The sequence below is a fragment of the Bradyrhizobium sp. LTSP849 genome (assembly GCF_000938255.1).
Classification (GTDB): Bacteria; Pseudomonadota; Alphaproteobacteria; order Rhizobiales; family Xanthobacteraceae; genus Bradyrhizobium.
This window is the reverse complement of record NZ_JYMR01000009.1, coordinates 1-18,533: the sequence shown is the minus strand read 5'-3', so window position 1 is coordinate 18,533 and position 18,533 is coordinate 1. Positions and strand designations below refer to the sequence as shown.

General features: G+C 64.2%; 17 protein-coding genes. 5 read left to right on the top strand and 12 right to left on the bottom strand.

Going from position 1 to position 18,533, the window contains the following annotated elements; all coding sequences use genetic code 11:
* Positions 1-59: 59 nt before the first annotated feature.
* The 9 genes from UB31_RS07775 to UB31_RS07735 form a co-directional block, all read right to left on the bottom strand.
* On the bottom strand, positions 60-836 hold the full coding sequence (locus UB31_RS07775) for an RsiV family protein (protein ID WP_045010476.1): 777 nt from the start codon (positions 834-836) through the stop codon (positions 60-62).
* 217 nt (positions 837-1,053) lie between these two features.
* Positions 1,054-3,210: a methylmalonyl-CoA mutase gene (scpA, locus tag UB31_RS07770; RefSeq protein ID WP_045010475.1), complete on the bottom strand. Its 2,157-nt coding sequence runs from the start codon at positions 3,208-3,210 to the stop codon at positions 1,054-1,056.
* A gap of 23 nt (positions 3,211-3,233) precedes the next feature.
* A complete protein-coding gene (locus UB31_RS07765; RefSeq protein WP_045010447.1) occupies positions 3,234-3,698 on the bottom strand; it encodes a GFA family protein in 465 nt (154 codons plus the stop codon).
* On the bottom strand, positions 3,695-5,566 hold the full coding sequence (locus UB31_RS07760; RefSeq protein WP_045010446.1) for a methylmalonyl-CoA mutase family protein: 1,872 nt from the start codon (positions 5,564-5,566) through the stop codon (positions 3,695-3,697). The genes UB31_RS07765 and UB31_RS07760 overlap by 4 nt, the downstream gene beginning before the upstream one ends.
* A gap of 81 nt (positions 5,567-5,647) precedes the next feature.
* Positions 5,648-6,139 carry a 2-amino-4-hydroxy-6-hydroxymethyldihydropteridine diphosphokinase gene (gene folK / locus UB31_RS07755; RefSeq protein WP_045010445.1) on the bottom strand — a complete coding sequence of 164 codons (492 nt, stop codon included), beginning with the start codon at positions 6,137-6,139 and terminating at the stop codon, positions 5,648-5,650.
* A 1-nt stretch (position 6,140) separates the two neighbouring features.
* Positions 6,141-6,509, bottom strand: a complete 369-nt coding sequence (folB, locus tag UB31_RS07750; protein ID WP_045006474.1) for a dihydroneopterin aldolase — start codon at positions 6,507-6,509, stop codon at positions 6,141-6,143.
* Positions 6,506-7,366 (bottom strand): dihydropteroate synthase, encoded by an 861-nt coding sequence (folP, locus tag UB31_RS07745; RefSeq protein WP_045010444.1) that lies wholly within the window; start codon positions 7,364-7,366, stop codon positions 6,506-6,508. Before folP ends, folB begins: the two co-directional genes overlap by 4 nt.
* A 239-nt stretch (positions 7,367-7,605) precedes the next feature.
* Positions 7,606-8,013 (bottom strand): DUF4332 domain-containing protein, encoded by a 408-nt coding sequence (locus UB31_RS07740; protein ID WP_045010443.1) that lies wholly within the window; start codon positions 8,011-8,013, stop codon positions 7,606-7,608.
* Between the two features lie 26 nt (positions 8,014-8,039).
* Positions 8,040-8,405 carry a hypothetical protein gene (locus UB31_RS07735; RefSeq protein ID WP_045006471.1) on the bottom strand — a complete coding sequence of 122 codons (366 nt, stop codon included), beginning with the start codon at positions 8,403-8,405 and terminating at the stop codon, positions 8,040-8,042.
* Between the two features lie 346 nt (positions 8,406-8,751).
* On the opposite strand from UB31_RS07735, the gene UB31_RS07730 reads away from it, so the two are divergent.
* The 3 genes from UB31_RS07730 to UB31_RS07720 all read left to right on the top strand — a co-directional run bounded on the left by UB31_RS07730 (position 8,752) and on the right by UB31_RS07720 (position 13,293).
* Positions 8,752-10,374, top strand: coding sequence for a helicase HerA-like domain-containing protein (locus UB31_RS07730; RefSeq protein ID WP_045010442.1), 1,623 nt, complete (start codon positions 8,752-8,754; stop codon positions 10,372-10,374).
* A gap of 142 nt (positions 10,375-10,516) precedes the next feature.
* The gene (locus UB31_RS07725; protein WP_045010441.1) at positions 10,517-11,845 is read left to right on the top strand and encodes a glycosyltransferase family 87 protein; all 1,329 of its coding nucleotides are present in this window, start codon (positions 10,517-10,519) and stop codon (positions 11,843-11,845) included.
* A gap of 53 nt (positions 11,846-11,898) precedes the next feature.
* Complete coding sequence (locus UB31_RS07720; RefSeq protein WP_045006468.1) at positions 11,899-13,293, top strand: M20/M25/M40 family metallo-hydrolase; 1,395 nt, start codon at positions 11,899-11,901, stop codon at positions 13,291-13,293.
* A 202-nt stretch (positions 13,294-13,495) separates the two neighbouring features.
* Here UB31_RS07720 and UB31_RS07715 read toward each other — a convergent pair whose 3' ends face one another.
* Both UB31_RS07715 and UB31_RS07710 read right to left on the bottom strand, forming a co-directional pair.
* Positions 13,496-14,275, bottom strand: coding sequence for a class II aldolase/adducin family protein (locus UB31_RS07715; RefSeq protein ID WP_045006467.1), 780 nt, complete (start codon positions 14,273-14,275; stop codon positions 13,496-13,498).
* Between the two features lie 182 nt (positions 14,276-14,457).
* Complete coding sequence (locus UB31_RS07710; RefSeq protein WP_045010440.1) at positions 14,458-16,107, bottom strand: glycosyltransferase family 39 protein; 1,650 nt, start codon at positions 16,105-16,107, stop codon at positions 14,458-14,460.
* A gap of 313 nt (positions 16,108-16,420) precedes the next feature.
* On the opposite strand from UB31_RS07710, the gene UB31_RS07705 reads away from it, so the two are divergent.
* Both UB31_RS07705 and UB31_RS07700 read left to right on the top strand, forming a co-directional pair.
* Entirely contained in the window at positions 16,421-17,275 is an 855-nt protein-coding gene (locus UB31_RS07705; protein WP_045010439.1) for a hypothetical protein, read from the top strand.
* 262 nt (positions 17,276-17,537) lie between these two features.
* Positions 17,538-17,954: a Ros/MucR family transcriptional regulator gene (locus tag UB31_RS07700; RefSeq protein ID WP_045006464.1), complete on the top strand. Its 417-nt coding sequence runs from the start codon at positions 17,538-17,540 to the stop codon at positions 17,952-17,954.
* Between the two features lie 213 nt (positions 17,955-18,167).
* Here the strand turns inward: UB31_RS07700 and UB31_RS07695 are convergent.
* Positions 18,168-18,533, bottom strand: a 366-nt coding sequence (locus tag UB31_RS07695; RefSeq protein ID WP_045010198.1) for an IS110 family transposase, incomplete at its 5' end; no start/stop codon positions are given.

The following is an 18,533-nucleotide window of genomic DNA, read 5'->3' as shown; positions in this document are numbered from 1 at the left end:
GATGTCGCAAGCGGCAGGCCTGCGGCGCTGTGAGCAACGCCTCTCGTCCCGTATGGCGATCACTGCGCCTCGTCAGCGTCGCCCTTGGGCCGCGCGCCGCCGAAGATGCGTGCGCCCTCCACCGTAAGGTAGGGCTTCAGCGTCTCCCACGGCACGAAGGCGACATATTGGCCCTCGGCGTAGGGGCCGAACGCGTAGGGTGGATAGTGGAAGGTGAGGCCGGAGCTTTTTCCCGCCTCGGTCGACGGCGCGAGCGTCACCGCACCGATCTTGAGCAGGTTCGGCTCAACGCCCTTGAACCATTCGTCGGTCGCGGTCTCGCTGGTGTCGCGCTTCTTCTTTTCGCTCCTGAGCGAGGCGATCACGGCCTTCACCATCGCCTTCATGGTCGCGCCGTTGTCGGCGGTCTCAGTGAGGAACGGGCGGATCGAGATGCGCTTGTTCTCGGACTTGTCCCACAGGATCGTGTTCACGTCGGAATTGGGATGGGCGCCGTGGGTGTCCATGTAGTCGTCGCGCAGCAGGCTGACATAGCGGTCGGCAACGGCGGAGCGAATGCTGTATTTGCGCTCAAAGTCCCACCCGCCGTCTTTGAAAAACTGTGGATCTTCCTTGCGCGAAGCGGCAGCATCGGCGGCGTTTTTGTCGAGCCATTTCTTGCCCTCAGTCAGGCAATCCGCCGCCAGCGCCGCATCGGCCTTGATCTTGTCGTCGAGGAAGACGCGGGCCTCGATATTCCTGTTTTTGATGACGGCGTCGGGCTTGGGATCGGCGGCATGGGAAGGGGAGGCGAGGGCGATCGCAACGACGGCCGACAGAGCCGCGATGGTGCGCAGGAGCAGGCCCGTATGCGCATTTGCACGATGATATGTCACGTTAGTATCCATGAATTTCATACTCTCTTCGGCGCAGCCGTCTCCGAGCATCTGCCACAACATGGAGATCGCAAGATGAACCGGTGCAGAACGCCCGTTGCGAACACCGGGTCGTGAAGTTTGGTCGCGGCAAACCGCCTGCCGGTTTGATGGTTGGGAGGCCGAAGCGGCGGCGGAATTACTCCGCCGCCTCGCTATGCCCGAGCCGGGCATTCAGCTTGCGGATCAGCTCCTCGGCCGCATCCGCAATCACCGTGCCGGGCGGGAAGATCGCTTCCGCGCCGGCCGCATAGAGCGCGTCGTAATCCTGCGGCGGCACCACGCCGCCGACGATGATCATGATGTCGTCGCGGCCCTGCTTCTTCAGCGCGGCCTTCAATTCCGGCACGGCGGTCAGGTGGGCGGCGGCGAGCGAAGAGACGCCGAGGATGTGCACGTCGTTCTCGACCGCCTGCCGCGCGGCTTCGTCGGCAGTGGCAAACAACGGTCCGATGTCGACATCGAAGCCGATGTCGGCGAAGGCGGACGCAATCACCTTCTGGCCGCGGTCATGGCCGTCCTGGCCGATTTTTGCGACCAGGATGCGCGGGCGGCGGCCTTCCGCCTCCTCGAAGGCGTCGATCAGCGCCTGAACCTTCTCGACCCGGTTACCCATGCTGGACGCCTCCCGCTTGTAGACGCCGGTGATGGACTTGATCTCGGCGCGGTGCCGGCCGAACACCTTTTCCATCGCGTCCGAAATCTCGCCGACGGTCGCCTTTGCCCGCGCCGCGTCGATCGCGAGCGCAAGCAGATTACCGTTGCCTTCGCCGGCCGAGCGCGTCAGCGCGGCGAGCGCGGCATCGACGTCCGTCTGGCTGCGCTCGGACTTCAGACGCGTCAGCTTGTCGATCTGGAGCCGACGCACATTGGTGTTGTCGACCTTGAGGATGTCGATCGGGGCTTCGTTAGTCGGCTTGTACTTGTTGACCCCGATCACCGCCTGCTTGCCGGCATCGATCCGGGCCTGGGTCTTGGCGGAGGCTTCCTCGATGCGCAGTTTTGGCACGCCGGCCTCGATGGCCTTGGCCATGCCGCCGAGCTCCTCGACCTCCTGGATGTGGCCCCAGGCTTTCGCCGCGAGGTCGCGCGTCAGCCGCTCGACATAATACGAGCCGCCCCAGGGATCGATGATGCGCGTGGTGCCGCTCTCCTGCTGGAGGAACAGCTGGGTGTTGCGGGCGATGCGGGCCGAGAAGTCGGTCGGCAGCGCCAGCGCTTCATCGAGCGCGTTGGTGTGCAGCGACTGGGTGTGGCCTTGGGTGGCCGCCATCGCCTCCACCGTCGTGCGCATCACGTTGTTGAACACGTCCTGCGCGGTCAGCGACCAGCCCGAGGTCTGGCAATGCGTACGCAGCGAGAGCGAGCGCGGGTCCTTCGGGTTGAACGGCTTGAGCAGCTTCGCCCACAGCAGCCGCGCCGCGCGCATCTTGGCGACTTCCATGAAGAAGTTCATGCCGATCGCCCAGAAGAACGACAGCCGTGGCGCGAAGCGGTCGACGTCGAGGCCGGCGGCAAGGCCGGCGCGAAGATATTCGACGCCGTCAGCGAGCGTATAGGCGAGCTCGAGATCCTGCGTCGCGCCGGCCTCCTGCATGTGATAGCCGGAAATGGAAATGGAATTGTATTTCGGCATCTTCTGCGAGCTGTAGGCGAAGATATCGGAGATGATTCGCATCGAGGGCGCGGGCGGATAGATGTAGGTGTTGCGCACCATGAACTCTTTCAGAATGTCATTCTGAATCGTCCCTGAGAGCTTTTCCGGCGGCACGCCCTGTTCGCCCGCGGCTGCGACGAACAGCGCCAGGATCGGCAGCACGGCGCCGTTCATGGTCATGGACACGCTCATCTGGTCGAGCGGAATCCCCGCGAACAGCGTGCGCATGTCGTAGATGGAATCGATGGCCACGCCGGCCATGCCGACGTCGCCGCCGACGCGCGGATGGTCGCTGTCATAGCCGCGATGGGTGGCGAGGTCGAAGGCGACGGAGAGGCCCTTCTGTCCAGCCGCGAGATTGCGGCGATAGAACGCGTTGGAATCCTCCGCCGTGGAGAAGCCGGCATATTGCCGCACCGTCCAGGGCTGGTTGACATACATGGTCGGGTAGGGCCCGCGCAGGTAGGGCGCGATGCCGGGATATGTGTCGAGGAAATCGAGGCCGGCGAGATCGGCCTCGCCATAGGCGGGCTTCACCAGAATGCCCTCGGGCGTCAGCCACGGCTCGGCGCTGCCGATTGGCGCGGCGCTCGCGGCCCGCTCGAAGGCGATGTCTGCGAAGTTCGGAATGCGGCTCATGGTTTCAACCATATCATAGGCGCTCAATCATGGTCCGGATGCTGATGGCTGACGATGGTTGCCATCTTCTCCGGTCCGTAATTCTGTTGCGTGGTCTGGCTCGGCAGATTGGAAATCCCGACCACCCAGCCGAGGCGGGATTCGGTTCCGTACTGCCGTGTCGGCACCAGCCGGTCCGGGCGGTCGAACGCGCCCGTCATGATCTCGATGCGCGGGCCGTCGATGCGGCGGAAGCTCAGGGGTGTGCCGCAGGCGACGCAGAAATCCCGCATCGCGATCGAGGACGACTGGAACGTGGACGGCGTGCCTTTGGTCCAGGCGAAGTTGTCCTTCTCGATTTCGGCGAAGGAGGCGAACGGCGCGCCGCTGGCCTTCTGGCACATCCGGCAATGGCAGATCGAAATCTTGTTCGGTGCTGCTGAAATCGCAAAGCGCACTGCGCCGCATTGGCAGCCGCCGGTGAGAACGGGTTTGCTCGCGTCCGTCATGGCTGTTCCATCCGTCGGTAGGCGTCTTGCAACGTCGCAAGCGCATCGCCCCCGGCGAAGACAAAACCCGTGACGCCGGCGGCCCGCAACGCCGCCTCGGCATCAGTCGGGCGGCCTCCCAGATAGATATGTCGTGCTCCGGCCGTTTGCAGGGCCTGCGCGGCGGCTTCAGCATGTTCCGCATAAACCTTGTCGCTGGAACAGAGGCAGGCAAGCTCGGCCCCGGAGGCCTTGAACGCGGCGGCGAGTTTGGCCGGATCGGCAAAACCCTCGCCGTCGACGGCCTCGATGCCGCCGGTCTCGAAGAAGCTCTTTGCGAAGGTCGCGCGCGCGGTGAAATCGGCGGGCGTGCCGAGATTGGCCAAAAACACTTTTGGCCGCGCGCCGCGTGCCTTCAGCGCCGCATCGGATTTGTCGCGAAGTGCCTCGAACGGTTGTGCGAGCCTGATCGAGCTGAGCGCGTCGAACTTGTATTTCTGCTCGCCGTAAGGTGCGAGCGCGATCGGCGTTGCGTTGAGCACCGCCGTCTCGCGCTCATGCAGGTTCGGAAACTCGCTGGCGCCGGTCAGCACGTCGCGGCGCTTGGCGATGTTGGCGTCGCGCGCTTTTCGCGCGGCTGCGACCTTGCCTTGGAACAGGCCCTGCTGAAGCGCGGCAAAGGCGCCGCCGGCTTTCTCGCTGTCCTGGAACAGCGCCCAGGCTGCGTCGCAGAGCTGCGCCGTCAGCGTCTCGATGCCGCCGGAGCCGGCCGCGGGATCGCTGACCTTGGCGAGGTTGCTCTCTTCCAGCAGCAGGAGCTGGGTGTTGCGTGCCGCGCGCCGCGCGAACGGGTCGGGCAGGCCAAGCGCCAGCGTATGCGGCAGCACCGTGATCGCATTGGCGCCGGCGAGGCCCGCCGCGAACGTCGCCATGGTCGCGCGCAACATGTTCACATAGGGATCGCGCTGCGTCAGCATGCGCCAGGCGGTATCGGCGGTGATGAACAGCGGTTTTGGCGTCAGCCCGCAGGCCGTCTCCACGCGAGCCCACAACAGTCGCAGCGCGCGGAACTTTGCCATGGTCAAAAACTGGTCGGCGTCCGCCGACAGCCGCGCATAGACCATGCCTTGCACCTGCTCCAGCGGGACGCCCGCACTTTCGATCGCGCGCAGATAGGCAACGCCGCAGGCGAGCGTGAAGGCGAGCTCCTGCACTTCCGATCCACCGGCATCGTGGATCACGCGGCCATCGGCGGACGCAAACGGACCCTTGAAGCCGAGCGCGGCAAGGCCCTTGATGCCGCCGGTGACGGCAGGAACGATCTCCTCCCAGGTGTAGGGGCTGTGGCCCCACACCGCGCAGGCCGCGAGCGGATCGAGTCCGAAGCGGATGTTGCAGGCCGAGGGATCGATGCCGTTGCTCTTCACATATTCCGCGACATGGATCGCCGCCATCCGCGATTGCGGGCCGACCTGGAGCTCGATGCCGATCCCGGCATCGAGATGAATGTCCTTCAAGACTTTCGCGATCGCATCGGCCGTCGGTTCCAGGCCGAAACCATGAGCGCCGCTGCCGCCGGCGAACACCAGCGAAAGCCCCGTCGCGCCGTTCTCCAGATCCGTCAGCGCTTGCGCGTTCGCGGCAGCCGCATCCGGATGGTCGATCCGCTGCATGACCTGCCACGGCGCCGCCGCAGGCCGACCCACCACGGGCGCAACGCCCTTGGCGCGCGGATAGAGCGGATCGATCCTCACACCGTCATAGGTCTTGCCGACCAGCTTCTCGAACGGCGCGCCCTTCAGCACGCCATCGACCAGCTTGCGCCAGTCCGCGTCCGTTGCCTTGGGAAAATCGGCCGCCAGCGGCAGATCGTCAGTCACGGAGGTCATGCGGCGAGGGGCTCCCGAAAATCTTGTTATTCGCAGGCGAAATTGCCACGGCCGGCCGTCCCTGCAAACGGTTGTTTTTGGTTAACCGGTATCCGGAAGCCGTTCAATGCCTTGCGTCGAGACGCTGGCGAGGCCGTCACCAACGCGGATGCCACCGATCACGCGGTCCGGCGCGATTTCGGCGAGCGGCACCAGCACGAAGGCGCGCTCGAACAGGCGCGGATGCGGCAGCGTCAAGTCGGGCTTTTGCAGGCTGATATCGTCATAGGCGATCATGTCGAGATCGAGCGTGCGCGGCCCCCATTGCCGCTCCTTGACCCGCGTGCGGCCGAACTTCTGCTCGACCTTCTGCATCACGAACAAGAGCGCGTGCGGATCGAGGCTGGTCTCGATCTCGATGCAGGCGTTGATGAAGGGATCCTGGTCCTCATCGCCCCAGGGCGGGGTCGCATAATCCGAAGAGCGTGCGATCAACGCGGCTTGCGCCATGCCGCAGATGTGGGCGATCGCCTTTCGGAATGTCGCGCGGACGTCGCCGACATTGCCGCCGAGTGCAATGAGGACGCTCGCCATGTCAGGGATGCCGCGAGCGCGTCAGCATGATGCCGACGTCGTCGAAGATCGCGGCGATCGGCGCGTGCGGCTTGTGCACGGTGATCTTCACCGCACGGATGCGCGGGAAGTGCGACAGGATGGCGTCGGCCACCGCGCCGGCCGCGCGCTCCAGCAGCTTGTAGTTGGTGTTCTTGAACGCCGCCGTCGTGGTCGCCACGACTTCGGCGTAGGACACCGTATCGGCGAGTCGGTCGGTGCGCGAAGGCTCCGACAGGTCGGTATAGAGCTCGAGATCAATGACAAAACGCTGGCCGACTTCGGTCTCATGCTCCATCACGCCATGGCGGGCATGGATCGACAGGCCGGTCACGAAGATCGTATCGGTCATTGCTTGCTTTCGATTGCGTTCGCGACCCGCAGGGCCTGCAAGGTCTCGGCGACGTCATGGGTCCGGATGATTTTTGCACCGTGCTGCGCGGCGATCAGATGCGCGGCGATCGAGCCGGCGAGCCGCTCTTTCGGCTCCGACGGCGACACCGAGGCGATGAAGCGTTTTCGCGAGGCACCAACGAGGATCGGCAGGCCGAACATCTCGAATTCGCGCAGCCGCGCCAGCGCAATCATGCTCTGCTCGGCGGTCTTGCCGAAGCCGATGCCGGGGTCGAGCACGATTTTGTCGCGCGCGATGCCGGCCTGTGCCGCGATCTCGAGCGAGCGAGCGAAGAATGCTTTCATATCCGCGATGATGTCGATCGCGGGATCGGCGCTGTCGCGGTTGTGCATGACGATGACGGGCACGCCCTTCGCGGCGACCAGCGGCGCCATGGCGGCGTCGCGTTGCAGACCCCAGACGTCGTTGGCGATCGCAGCGCCCTGGTCGAGTGCGAACGCCACGATCTCGGCCTTCATGCTGTCGATCGACACCGGCACGCCGAGCGCCACGATGTCGGCCAGCACCGGCTTCAGACGGGCAAGCTCGCCTTGCACTGTCACGGGCTGGGCGCCCTTGTAAGGGCGGGTGGATTCCGCGCCGATATCGATGATGTCGACGCCATCAGCGATCATCGCCCGCGCCCGCACCAGCGCCTGGTCCGGCGCGATGAACTCGCCGCCGTCGGAGAAGGAGTCCGGGGTGACGTTGAGCACGCCCATCACCGCCGGGACAGGCCGCTCCAGCAGCGTCCGCAGCACGTCAGGCCCGGCCGAGCCGGCCGGCGGGACGGATGGAGAGGGCGAGGCGTTCATGCGCGTGGCTTTGCGCGGTCGGGGAGGGGGAGTCAAGACGGGATGGGGGCATCGCCAGACCCAGCCGCCTCTGATGTTGGGGCAGTCTTGCGCATCATCCCCGCTGTCGTCCCGGCGAAGGCCGGGACCCATAACCCCAGGGAGAAGTTAGGCGAAGATTCGTAGTTCGGTACCTCTACCTTCTACGATTGATAGATTCCGCGGTATGGGTCCCGGCCGTCGCCGGGACGACTGAAAGATCAATACGTAATCTTCGGCGCCAGCTTCTTCGCCTTGGCGATGATGTCGCCGACCGACTTCTCCGAGGGCAGGATGCGGACCAGCCGCTTCCTCTCGTTCGCCTCCCGCATGCTCTGGGCGAGCCTTGCCGGATTTCGATAAGAGAGCTCGCGCACGGTGGTGACGCCGGCGGCGCGGACCAGGCCGACCTTCGCCCGGCCCATGCCGGGAATGCGCATGTAGTCGGAGACGTTGGCCCACTCCAGCAGCAGCTGCTCGCTGATGCCGGTCTTGGCCGACAGCGTCTTGCGACCCTTGGCGGTGCTGGCGGCCTCCAGCAACCCATCAGTGGTGCGGATACCCTGCGCCTTCAACTTGCTGGCGGCAAAGGCCGGCAGGCCCTCAATCTCGGAGATCGGATATGTCATGATACTCAATGTGAAATGCGGGAGCCTCAGGCGAACTGGCTGAGGCCCGGCGTCCCCGCGATGATCTTGCCCATCTGATCCGCTCCGATTTTGTCTCGGCCGAAGCGAAAAAGTTCACGGGCGATCGTTTGAATGTCGGACATGCCGAGTCCCAGGCCCATCAGGCGCGTGCCGACGGCCATCAGTCCGCCGCCCATCAGCCGCGACAGTCCGCCGCTGCTGCTGGACGCCTCGATTGCTGCTTCTGCACCGGGGATCTGTTCGATCAGGGCCTGCACGCTGTCGGACGGGCCTTCGCTGCGGAGGAAGCCCAGGATAATGCCGACGGTCTTTTCAGCGACAGCACTATCTATGCTGGCGTTTGTCGCCAGCCGCCCGATCAGCTCGTCCATATGGCCTGCCCCTCAGCCCGATCACATGCCGGATTATTTGCGAAAAATGATCTTGAGCCGGTGCGATGTGAAATACAAGCGATGAACGCATGCGACGTCGCGATTCATCTTCAATCGCGCAGAAAGTGTTGCAACGATGCAAGAGCGGAGAAGGAATCAACGAAAAATTGCCGCGGTGCGAATGTATCGCTCCGACTTTCGGCGGATGCCGCACTGGCATTCTCCGACAATGTCGCATGTCGGAGCGTCTTGAATGGTTTCAATCGGCTTGCGACATGCGTTAAACTACGGAACTGGTGAGCTTGAGTTTCAATACGCGAAACAAGCGGACAGAATAGAGAGAGTGATGACGGCACAGGACAACAAGCTCGGCGATACCGACGACAAGATATTCGTCGGCAAGGGAGACGAGCAGGCCTGGCTGACGCTGGCGCTCGCCAATCGCCACGGCCTCGTCACCGGCGCGACCGGAACAGGCAAGACGGTGTCGCTGCAAGTCATGGCGGAAGGATTTGCGCGCGCCGGTGTTCCGGTGTTCGCCGCTGACATCAAGGGCGACCTCTCCGGCATCTCGGAGGTGGGGGAGGCCAAGGATTTCATCGTCAAGCGTGCAACCGAGATGGGGCTGACATTCCAGCCCGACCAGTTCTCGACGGTGTTTTGGGACGTGTTCGGCGAACAGGGTCATCCGGTGCGAGCCACCGTCACTGAGATGGGGCCGCTGCTGCTGGCGCGCATGCTCGATCTGAACGATGTGCAGGAAGGTGTGCTCAACGTCGCCTTCCGCGTCGCCGATGACAACGGTCTTGCCCTGATCGACATGAAGGATCTGCGGGCGCTGCTGGACGCGATCGTTCCCGATACCAGCAAGAAGGGGCCGGATGCGGAAGAGGATGCGCTGGCACCGATCCGGAAGGCGGCCCAGGGTTTTGGCAACGTCACCAAGGCCACGGTCGGCACCATCCAGCGCCAGCTCCTGGTGCTGGAGAACCAGGGTGGCACAAAGTTCTTCGGCGAGCCGGCGCTGACGCTGAAGGATTTCATGAGGACCGATCGCGACGGCCGCGGCATGGTCAACATCCTCGCCGCCGACAAGCTGATGCAGAGCCCGCGACTTTACGCGACATTCCTGCTGTGGATGCTGTCAGAATTGTTCGAAGAGCTGCCCGAGGCCGGCGATCCGCCCAAGCCAAAATTGGTGTTCTTCTTCGACGAGGCGCATCTGTTGTTCAACGATGCGCCGAAAGCGCTGATGGACAAGATCGAGCAGGTGGTTCGCCTGATCCGATCCAAGGGCGTCGGCGTCTATTTCGTCACCCAAAATCCGATCGACGTGCCCGACCGCGTGCTCGGCCAGATGGGCAACCGGGTGCAACACGCATTGCGCGCCTTCACCCCGCGCGACCAGAAGGCGGTCGCCGCTGCGGCCCAGACCTTCCGGCCCAACCCGAAGCTCGACACGGGCAAGGTGATCATGGAGCTCGGCAAGGGCGAGGCACTGGTGTCCTTCCTCGAAGGCAACGGCACGCCGGCGATGGTCGAGCGGGTGATGATCCGCCCGCCATCGGCCCGGATCGGGCCGATCACGCCGGAGGAGCGCAAGGCGATCATGGATGCGAGCCCGGTGAAGGGCAAATACGACACCGCTGTTGATGCCGAGTCCGCCTACGAGATCATCCAGAAGCGCATCGCCGGCACGGCGGCGCCGGCCGACGGCCCGGCGGGTGGAAGCGGTGGCGGCATCCTCGGCCAGATCGGCTCGATCGTCGGTACCATCTTCGGCACCAACACCGGACGTAATCGGCTGACGACCGGCCAGCGCATCGCGCGCGACGTCACGCGCACGGTGACCGGCAAGGTGGTCGGCGGCGTCGTGGCCGACCTCGGCAAGTCGGTCGGCGGCCAGCTTGGCGGCTCGGTCGGCCGCGCGCTCGTCCGCGGCGCGCTCGGCGGACTGCTGCGAAGGTAGGCAGAACGACCGGATTGCGGGCTGCCGGTCCGCTCCGGTTGCGCGGGGCAGCGTTTGTCTGCCAGGTACAAATTCGGGTGAGGGGGACTCTCCAAGCGTCGGTCGGTCTGCTACGTGCTATGTGTTTCCGACTGGACATAATGTGACATCACCGGATCTATCAGACAAACCGCGCGCACTCCGCCTCCCATCGCTCAGCGCGCCGCTCGATCTGCTCTTCCTGCTCTGCTGCGTCATCCTCACCGCCGACGTCCTCGGTCCCGAGATCTTCGGCCGCGGCAAGACCAAGGATTATGCGCTGTGGTATTGGGCCGGGCAGCAGGTGCTGCATGGCGGCGCGCTCTATCCCAGCGACATCCACTACCAGTTCGGGTTCATCTATCCGCCGCTGCCCGCGATCCTGCTGGCGATCCCGAGCTGGTTCGGCAAGATCCCGCTCTACATCGTGCTGTCGATCCTGAATGTGGTGGCGTGGTGGTACACGGGGATCCTCTCCAATGCCATGACCGGATCGGACCGCAAGCCCGGCCCCTGGCTGGAAGCGCTGCCGGCGCTGATCACCGTGACCTTCGTGTTCGACATGTTCGATCTCGGCCAGCCGAACCTCGTCCTGCTGGCGATGATGCTCTACGGCTTCTGGGGCATGCAGCATCGGCGATCCTGGCTTGCAGGCTTCATGTTCGCACTCGCCACCGCCATCAAGGTGTTTCCCATCGCGGTGCTGCCCTATCTGATCTGGCGGCGGCAGTGGGCCGCTGTCGTCAGCATGCTCGCCTTCATCGGCATCCTGCTCTACGTCGTGCCGGCGCCCATTCGCGGGTTCGAGCGCAACGCGGCCGAGCTCAAGACCTGGTACCAGGGCATGATCGGGTCGAGCTCGGAAAAGGGCTTTGGCCAGCGCGACGAGCAGAATTGGTCGTGGGTCAACCAGTCCATCATTGCCGTGACGCACCGGCTGGTCCGGCCGCTCAACTACAATCAGGAAGATCCCGACAAGCCGCCGCGCACGATGAATGTCATCGACGTCGACTACAAGACGGCGAACTGGATCGTGCTCGCGGTGTCGGCGTTGCTCGGGCTCGGCTTCGTCGCGGTGATGCCACAGCGAGCGCGGCGAACGGCGCGATCGGATGCCGAGGAGCTCGGCATCCTGTTCTGCCTGATGACGGTGGCCTCGCCGTTGGCGCGGCAATACTATTTCATGTGGCTGTTCCTGCCGATGACGGTGCTGATGCATCGGGCCGCCTTCGACGAGCGGCCGAATGTGCGGCTTGGAACCTGGCTTGCGCTCGGCGCCGCCGGCATTCTCATGCTGTTGTCACTGCCGCCGTTTCCCAATGTCATCCAGGCCTGGGGCAATAACCTCGTCGCCACGGCGATCCTCGCAGGCAGCCTCGGCTGGCACATCCGGCATCCGCCGGTTGCGGCTAGCTCCGGCGCCGCGGCAGGGCTAAAACCCAAGACGTCTTAACACTCAAGACAAAGCCTAAGCCATCTTGAGACCAACAGTCAGGGAATACGACCATGGCCAACGCGCAGCTTCAATCCGTGCTCGATCACATCGACAAGGAGTTTGATAACAGCCTGGAGCGTCTGTTCTCGCTGTTGCGGATCAAGTCGATTTCCGCCGATCCGGCATTTGCGAAAGATTGCAAGGCGGCGGCCGAGCATCTCGCCAAGGATATCGCGAGCCTGGGCGTCGCCACCGAAGTAAGACCGACCGCCGGCCATCCCGCTATCGTCGGCAAGACCAAGGCGGGCGGACGGCCGCACGTAATCTTCTATGGCCATTACGACGTGCAGCCGGTCGACCCGCTCGAGCTCTGGCACCGTCCGCCGTTCGAGCCCGCGGTCACCGACCATGCCGACGGCCGCAAGATCATCGTTGCGCGCGGCGCCGAGGACGACAAGGGTCAGGTGATGACTTTCGTCGAGGCCTGCCGGGCCTGGAAGACAGTGACGGGCTCGCTGCCGATCGACATCACCTTTCTGATCGAGGGCGAGGAGGAAGTCGGCTCGAAAAATTTCGTGCCGTTCATCGAAGCCAACAAGGACGAATTCAAGGCCGATTACGTTCTGGTCTGCGACACCGGCATGTGGGACCGCAACACGCCGGCGATCACGACGTCGCTGCGCGGCCTGCTCTATGAAGAGGTCAAGATCACGGCCGCCAATCGCGACCTGCATTCCGGCGTGTTCGGTGGCACCGCGATGAACCCGATCCGGGTGCTGACCAAGATTCTCGGCGGACTGTTCGATGACGACAACCGCATCACCATTCCCGGCTTCTATGACGGCGTGAAGGATACGCCGCCTGATATCCTCGAGCAGTGGAAAAAGCTCGGCTTCACGCCGGATTTCTTCCTCAAGCCGATCGGGCTGTCGATCCCGGCGGGAGAGAAGGGGCGGCTCCTGATCGAGCAGGCCTCGACGCGTCCGACCTGCGACGTCAACGGCATCTGGGGCGGCTATATCGGCGAAGGCTCCAAGACGGTGATCCCGTCGCATGCCTCGGCAAAGGTCTCGTTCCGCCTGGTCGAGGGGCAGGATCCCGCGAAGATCCGCAAGGCGTTCCGTGAGTATGTGACGGCGCGGCTTCCGGGCGACTGCAAGGTCGAGTTCGGCGACCACTCTGCCGGGCCCGCCATCGCGCTCGACTGGAACATGAAGCCGCTCGCTGCCGCCAAGCAGGCGCTGACGGAAGAGTGGGGCAAGGAGACCGTGCTGATGGGCTCGGGCGCCTCGATCCCGATCGTCGCCGACTTCAAGCGCACGCTAGGGCTCGACTCGCTGTTGGTCGGCTTCGGGCTGGACGACGACAACATCCACTCGCCGAACGAGAAATACGACCTGCGGAGCTTCCAGAAAGGCATCCGCTCCTGGGCAAGGATCCTCGCCGCGCTGGCGGAAGTGAAGTAGGGCACGCGGCCGTAGGGTGGGCAAAGGCGCAAAGCGCCGTGCCCACCATCTGTCCCGGATCGCGATAGAAGAGGTGGGCACGCTTCGCTTCGCCCACCCTACGACGCGTCCAAAATAAAAACGCCGCCCGGAATTGGGCGGCGTTTCATTCCGAAATGTGTAGAGGGTGTTGAGGCCTACCCTACACCAAATCCCGAAAATTTCAAGACCGGTAGCCCGGCAGTTCGCGATCAAGCTTGCGCAGCAGCGGCGGCCACACCAGGTTCGTGGCGCGCAGCTCGGCGCGGTCGCGGTTGGCGAGCAGCTCGGTGTTCTTGTCGATCGCGACGTCATCGACCGGGTAGACCGGCGTGCCCAGCGCGCGCGTGCGCACCTGCATCGAGCAGGCGCGCTCGAGGTGGTACATGCGCTCGAAGGCGGAGGCGACCGAGCGGCCGACCGTCAGCGTGCCGTGGTTGCGCAGCAGCATGTGGTTGTGGTCGCCGAGATCCTTCTGCAGCCGCGGCCGCTCGTCATGGTCGAGCGCGATGCCTTCATAGTCGTGGTAGGCGATGTCGTGGGTGACGAGCTGGGCGGTCTGGTTCAGCGGCAGCAGGCCTTCGGCGCTGCTCGACACCGCGGTGCCGTCGAGGGTGTGAAGATGCAGCACGCAGATGGCATCCTCACGTGCCTCGTGGATCGCCGAATGGATGGTGAAGCCGGCCGGGTTGATGCTGTACTCGCTCTCGGAGAGCTGGTGGCCGTGCAAGTCGACCTTGACCAGGCTCGACGCCGTGATCTCGTCGAACATCAGTCCGTAGGGATTGATGAGGAAGTGATGGTCCGGGCCGGGCACGCGCGCGGAGATGTGGGTGTCGACCAGATCGTCCCAGCCGTACAGCGAGACGAGGCGATAGCAGGCGGCGAGATTGACCCGTTGCTGCCACTCGGCCTCCGTCATGTTCGACGGCACTTCCTTCAGGCGGGCTTCAGCTGGTGACATGGCAAATCTCTCCGAACCTCGTTGTTTCGGGGAGGGAGCGTAGTCGCGGGTGAGGCTGGCGGCAAGGCGGTCAAATCGCAGCAGCCAAGCGTAGCCCGCATGGAGCGAAGCGGAATGCGGGGGGCCTCACCCAAGGTCCCGGATTTCGCTTCGCTCCATCCGGGCTACAAGGGAGAAGAATTTTACGGCGCCGGGATCGAGAGCAGGCTGGAGATGCTGCGGCCGCGGATGTCGTAGACGCGAGCGAACACCACATCGTCGCGCTTGATCTCGACCAGGACCGGCGCGGTCAGGCCCTTGCAGTAGAACTCGCCGAGCGTCATTGCGAAATCGGCGGCGTTGGAATCCCAGCCGATGGTGAAGTCAGGGCCGAGCGCGACCTGGGCCGGGCGCTGCGGACCGCACACGGCGACCTTCCATTTGCGATTGCGCGGCAGCACTTCCTGGCGCTCGACGAGCTGCTCGCGCAATTCGTCGGAGGCCTGCTTCAGCGCCAGGCCCCAATAGTCCAGCATGAAGCGGTCGTCGGCGGCGCGCACGGTGCCGGCGATATGGTTGAAGTGGGTGTATTGATACGGATGCAGCCGGATCATCTCGGCCAGCGGCAGCGCCAGGCCGAAGCAGAAGGTGGCAAGCACGACCGGCTGCCAGGCGCGGTGATTGGTGCGCAGGCGCTCCATGGCCCAGGCGAAGGCAACGCCGCCGAGCACCGCCATTGGCGGGATGACGAAGACGAAATGGCGGATGCCGTTGTAGAGCGCCGGTCGCTTCACCATCGCGATCGCGAGTGGCAGGGTCGCAGCGAGCGTGAGCATTAAGAGGATGGTCTTGCGGCGGGCCGGAACCTCGCTACGCGGCAGCAGGGCGAAGGTGCCGATCACGGCGCCGGTCATCGCCACCAGCATCACCTCGGGAAGCTGAAGTGCGAACAGCGTTGGCAAATAGGACCAGGGCATGTCAGGCACGGACACGATCGCGCCGTCGAACATTTCCTTCCAGGGCTTCTCGAAGAAGTGCGAGAAGTAGGTCAAAGCCTCGAAGGGATTGCCGGGCTCCATGATCGACCACGGCCAGATCAGGCCCATGACGAGGTAACCGAACGCAAGGCCAGGCAGCAGCACGTAGACGACATGGGCGAAACGACGGGCCGCCTCGCGGACGCCCTCGGTGCGCAGCTCCTCGAGGAACAACGGCATGAATCCGACCATGGCGTAGACCAGCGCGAGCCCGCCGAGAATGCGGCAGCCGATCGAAAGGCCGGCGCCGAGGCCGACGATCAGGATCGTGCGCGGCGAGGGGTTTGGATATTCTTCGGCAAGCCGGACCAGGCCCAGCATCAGGATGATCATCGCCACCGCGAAGGGCGCATCCTTCGGGTTCATGAACATGTGGCCGTAGAAGATCGGGCAGAGCGCGAGCAGCAAGAGCGCGGCAAGGCCGGCAAGGGGGCCGCCGATGCGACGGCCAAGCCGCCACGTCACGGCAAGCCCGATCACGCCGACGACCGCGCCGAGCAGGCGGCGCGTCTCGAACAGCTCGAGCGGCAGCACTTTGTGCAGGAGGGCTGCGACCATGTCGAAGCCGCCGCCATACATATAGAGGTTGGCGAACGAGAGCGCGGCGGTGTCCCTGAAGCCGGAACCGAACAAGCGCAGCAGCAAATCGGCATATTCGGCGTGGGTATAGTCGTCCCAGCCGAGCCCGTAGTCGCGGAAAGTCAGGCCTGCGATGACGGCGACGGCAGCCAGCACCAGCATGGCGAGGTCGTCGCAAGTCCGTTCAACCGAGCGCCGGAAAGGCGTGTCGATCGCCGAAGTCGTGATGGATGTCATGGCTATTGGTGACCCGGAATCCCCTCTTGGCCCTGCTGGTGCGCATGGACCTGTACCCCGGAATCCCTATAGCGCAGTTCCATTACCAAGTAATTGGGCATTATGGCTAAATTCCTGATGCGACGCAGCAAATTCAGAAACCGAAGAGCAGGTTAGAAACTAGTGGGCCGTAGCTGAAGGGAATGTGAATAAGTCCCTGATATCCTTCCCTTTAGGAACAGCGCCGGCAATTGGTCGTTGGCGAGGAACACAGTATGACGGTATCGTGGCGTAACGGGTGTTGCGCATGGATGCGCGACCGAGGGTGGGTTCGATGGTCTTGGTATTGCTGATCGCAGGGATCTTCGCCGTGGTGGCGGGTCTCCTTGCAATCCTTTTTGGCTACACGGTCAGGGATTTCAGCCTCGGTAGCACCCTCATAATCTCCGGCACGGTCGGCGTCTGCTCCGGAATGTTACTGGCCGGCCTCTATGTCGTGGCCATGGAACTGAAGAATATTGGCCGCCGACTGACCGGTTCGGCCGCGCCGTCGGAGGTTCGGCTCAGGCCCGTGCTGCCGCCCGGCGTTGCGACGTCCGGCGCGTCCGAGCCTGCCCCGGGGATGAGGGCCGAGCCGCAGCCATCGCCCGCCGCGCCGCCATGGCAGGGCGAAGCGCCTGTCCGCGATCGCCCGCGCGTCGAGGCGCCGGAAGAGCCGGAAGTGCCTCCGCCGGCGGCTCCGGAAGCTCCGCGCCGGCGCAACCTGATGTTTGCCTCGAGCTCCCGCAAGGAGCGAGAGCGCGCCGAGGCGAAGACGACCGACAGCCCGCCGCCGCAAGCTCACGACGAGCCTGCGGTGCCTGCCGCGCCTGAGGCTCCGCCCGCGAGCTTCGACGACGCCTGGCCGAAGCCGGACCGTATGCGGGCACCGGAGCCGACCGTGGCGCGTCGCCCGCCGCCGCCGCTGCGCTCATCGTCGACCTTCGAGCCGGCCCCACCTCCGCCTGCGCCAGAGCCGCCTCCGCCGCCCGCGGAGCAGCCGCCGGTGACCGTGCTCAAATCCGGCATCGTCGACGGCATGGCCTATTCGCTCTATTCCGATGGCTCGATCGAGGCCCAGATGCCGGAGGGCATGATGCGCTTTGCCTCGATCGACGAGCTGCGCGCCCATCTCGACCAGCGGTCCTAGGGCATGATCCGGAAAAGTGTGCAGCGGTTTTCCGAAAAGATCATGCTCAAACAATAACCTAAAGCGTGATGACGATTCATCCTAATCTCATCACGCTTTAGACCAGCCGGGATCAAGTAAAGCGCCGCCGTTCTTGTCACCACAGCAGTAATCGGCTCATATTCGCCAGTCGTCGTATTTCAGCCAAACGTATTGTTGACAGAAAATACTTCACCATCGCCAATGCAGTGCGACGGAGCCAAATTGGAGAGAGGTCGAGCCCATGTCGGATGTTGGGGCTAAAAATTTCATCGAGCTGACGGCCAACATCGTCTCGGCCTATCTCAGCAACAACCCGACGCCGGCCGGCGAAATTTCAAACCTGATCAGCCAGGTGCATGGCGCCTTGGTGCGAGTCTCCTCAGGTCGCGCGGAGACGGCGCCGCTTGAACCCGCAAAGCCTGCGGTCTCGCTGAAGAAGTCGATCGCGCCGGACTATCTGGTGTGCCTGGAGGACGGCAAGCGTTTCAAGTCGCTGAAGCGCCATCTGCGCACCCAGTACAACATGACGCCGGAGCAATATCGCGAGAAATGGGGCCTGCCGGCCGACTATCCCATGGTCGCACCAAACTACGCGGTGGCGCGCTCGCAACTAGCGAAGAAGATGGGATTGGGGCAGCAGCAGCGGAAGCGGAAGTAAAGCCGCGCCCCGGATTTCGTAGCAACCATTAAAGCGCGCCCGATTGCCGGCGAGCATGACGCCGTGCTTGCGGCCGTCAAGGCGTGGCCTGGCGGCAGCGGAGATGGGGTTGGGCCGGAGCGACGGCCAGCCTTGACGGCCGCGGCGCGCGGCGTCTTTGTGACGGCAGGTCGGGACGAAGAAACGGTGCTTCGGCCGAACAAAGAAACGCGGTCAGATGGCTGGCGGGCTGGCGACTTCAGGCGATTCTTTTTGCCAGGGTGTGCCGCGGGCTACGACTGTGTTGGCGAAAATCAGCAGCTTTCTGGCGCAAGCGATCCGAGCGCGCTTGTGCTCCTTGCCGGCCCCAGTCAGCTTTTTATAGAACGCGATCAGCTGCGGATTCCAGCGAAAGGACGCCGGTAGCGCCGCATTGAACAGCGCGCGGCGCAGCCGTTCACGCCCGCCCGCAATGTGACGGACGCCGACGTGATTGCCGCTGTCATCGTCATAAGGGGCAAGCCCTGACAGTGCGGCGGCTTGTTCGCGCGTGATCTGACCGATCTCGGGCATCCGCACCAGAATGATAATCGCGGTCTT

What these genes read in the sequence shown, in the direction of transcription:
- scpA (WP_045010475.1), bottom strand. Translation starts at nt 3,210, where the DNA reads ATGAGCCGCATTCCGAACTTCGCAGACATCGCCTTCGAGCGGGCCGCG.
- UB31_RS07765 (WP_045010447.1), bottom strand. Translation starts at nt 3,698, where the DNA reads ATGACGGACGCGAGCAAACCCGTTCTCACCGGCGGCTGCCAATGCGGC.
- UB31_RS07760 (WP_045010446.1), bottom strand. Translation starts at nt 5,566, where the DNA reads ATGACCTCCGTGACTGACGATCTGCCGCTGGCGGCCGATTTTCCCAAG.
- folK (WP_045010445.1), bottom strand. Translation starts at nt 6,139, where the DNA reads ATGGCGAGCGTCCTCATTGCACTCGGCGGCAATGTCGGCGACGTCCGC.
- folB (WP_045006474.1), bottom strand. Translation starts at nt 6,509, where the DNA reads ATGACCGATACGATCTTCGTGACCGGCCTGTCGATCCATGCCCGCCAT.
- folP (WP_045010444.1), bottom strand. Translation starts at nt 7,366, where the DNA reads ATGAACGCCTCGCCCTCTCCATCCGTCCCGCCGGCCGGCTCGGCCGGG.
- UB31_RS07740 (WP_045010443.1), bottom strand. Translation starts at nt 8,013, where the DNA reads ATGACATATCCGATCTCCGAGATTGAGGGCCTGCCGGCCTTTGCCGCC.
- UB31_RS07735 (WP_045006471.1), bottom strand. Translation starts at nt 8,405, where the DNA reads ATGGACGAGCTGATCGGGCGGCTGGCGACAAACGCCAGCATAGATAGT.
- UB31_RS07730 (WP_045010442.1), top strand. Translation starts at nt 8,752, where the DNA reads ATGACGGCACAGGACAACAAGCTCGGCGATACCGACGACAAGATATTC.
- UB31_RS07720 (WP_045006468.1), top strand. Translation starts at nt 11,899, where the DNA reads ATGGCCAACGCGCAGCTTCAATCCGTGCTCGATCACATCGACAAGGAG.
- UB31_RS07715 (WP_045006467.1), bottom strand. Translation starts at nt 14,275, where the DNA reads ATGTCACCAGCTGAAGCCCGCCTGAAGGAAGTGCCGTCGAACATGACG.
- UB31_RS07710 (WP_045010440.1), bottom strand. Translation starts at nt 16,107, where the DNA reads ATGACATCCATCACGACTTCGGCGATCGACACGCCTTTCCGGCGCTCG.
- UB31_RS07705 (WP_045010439.1), top strand. Translation starts at nt 16,421, where the DNA reads ATGGTCTTGGTATTGCTGATCGCAGGGATCTTCGCCGTGGTGGCGGGT.
- UB31_RS07700 (WP_045006464.1), top strand. Translation starts at nt 17,538, where the DNA reads ATGTCGGATGTTGGGGCTAAAAATTTCATCGAGCTGACGGCCAACATC.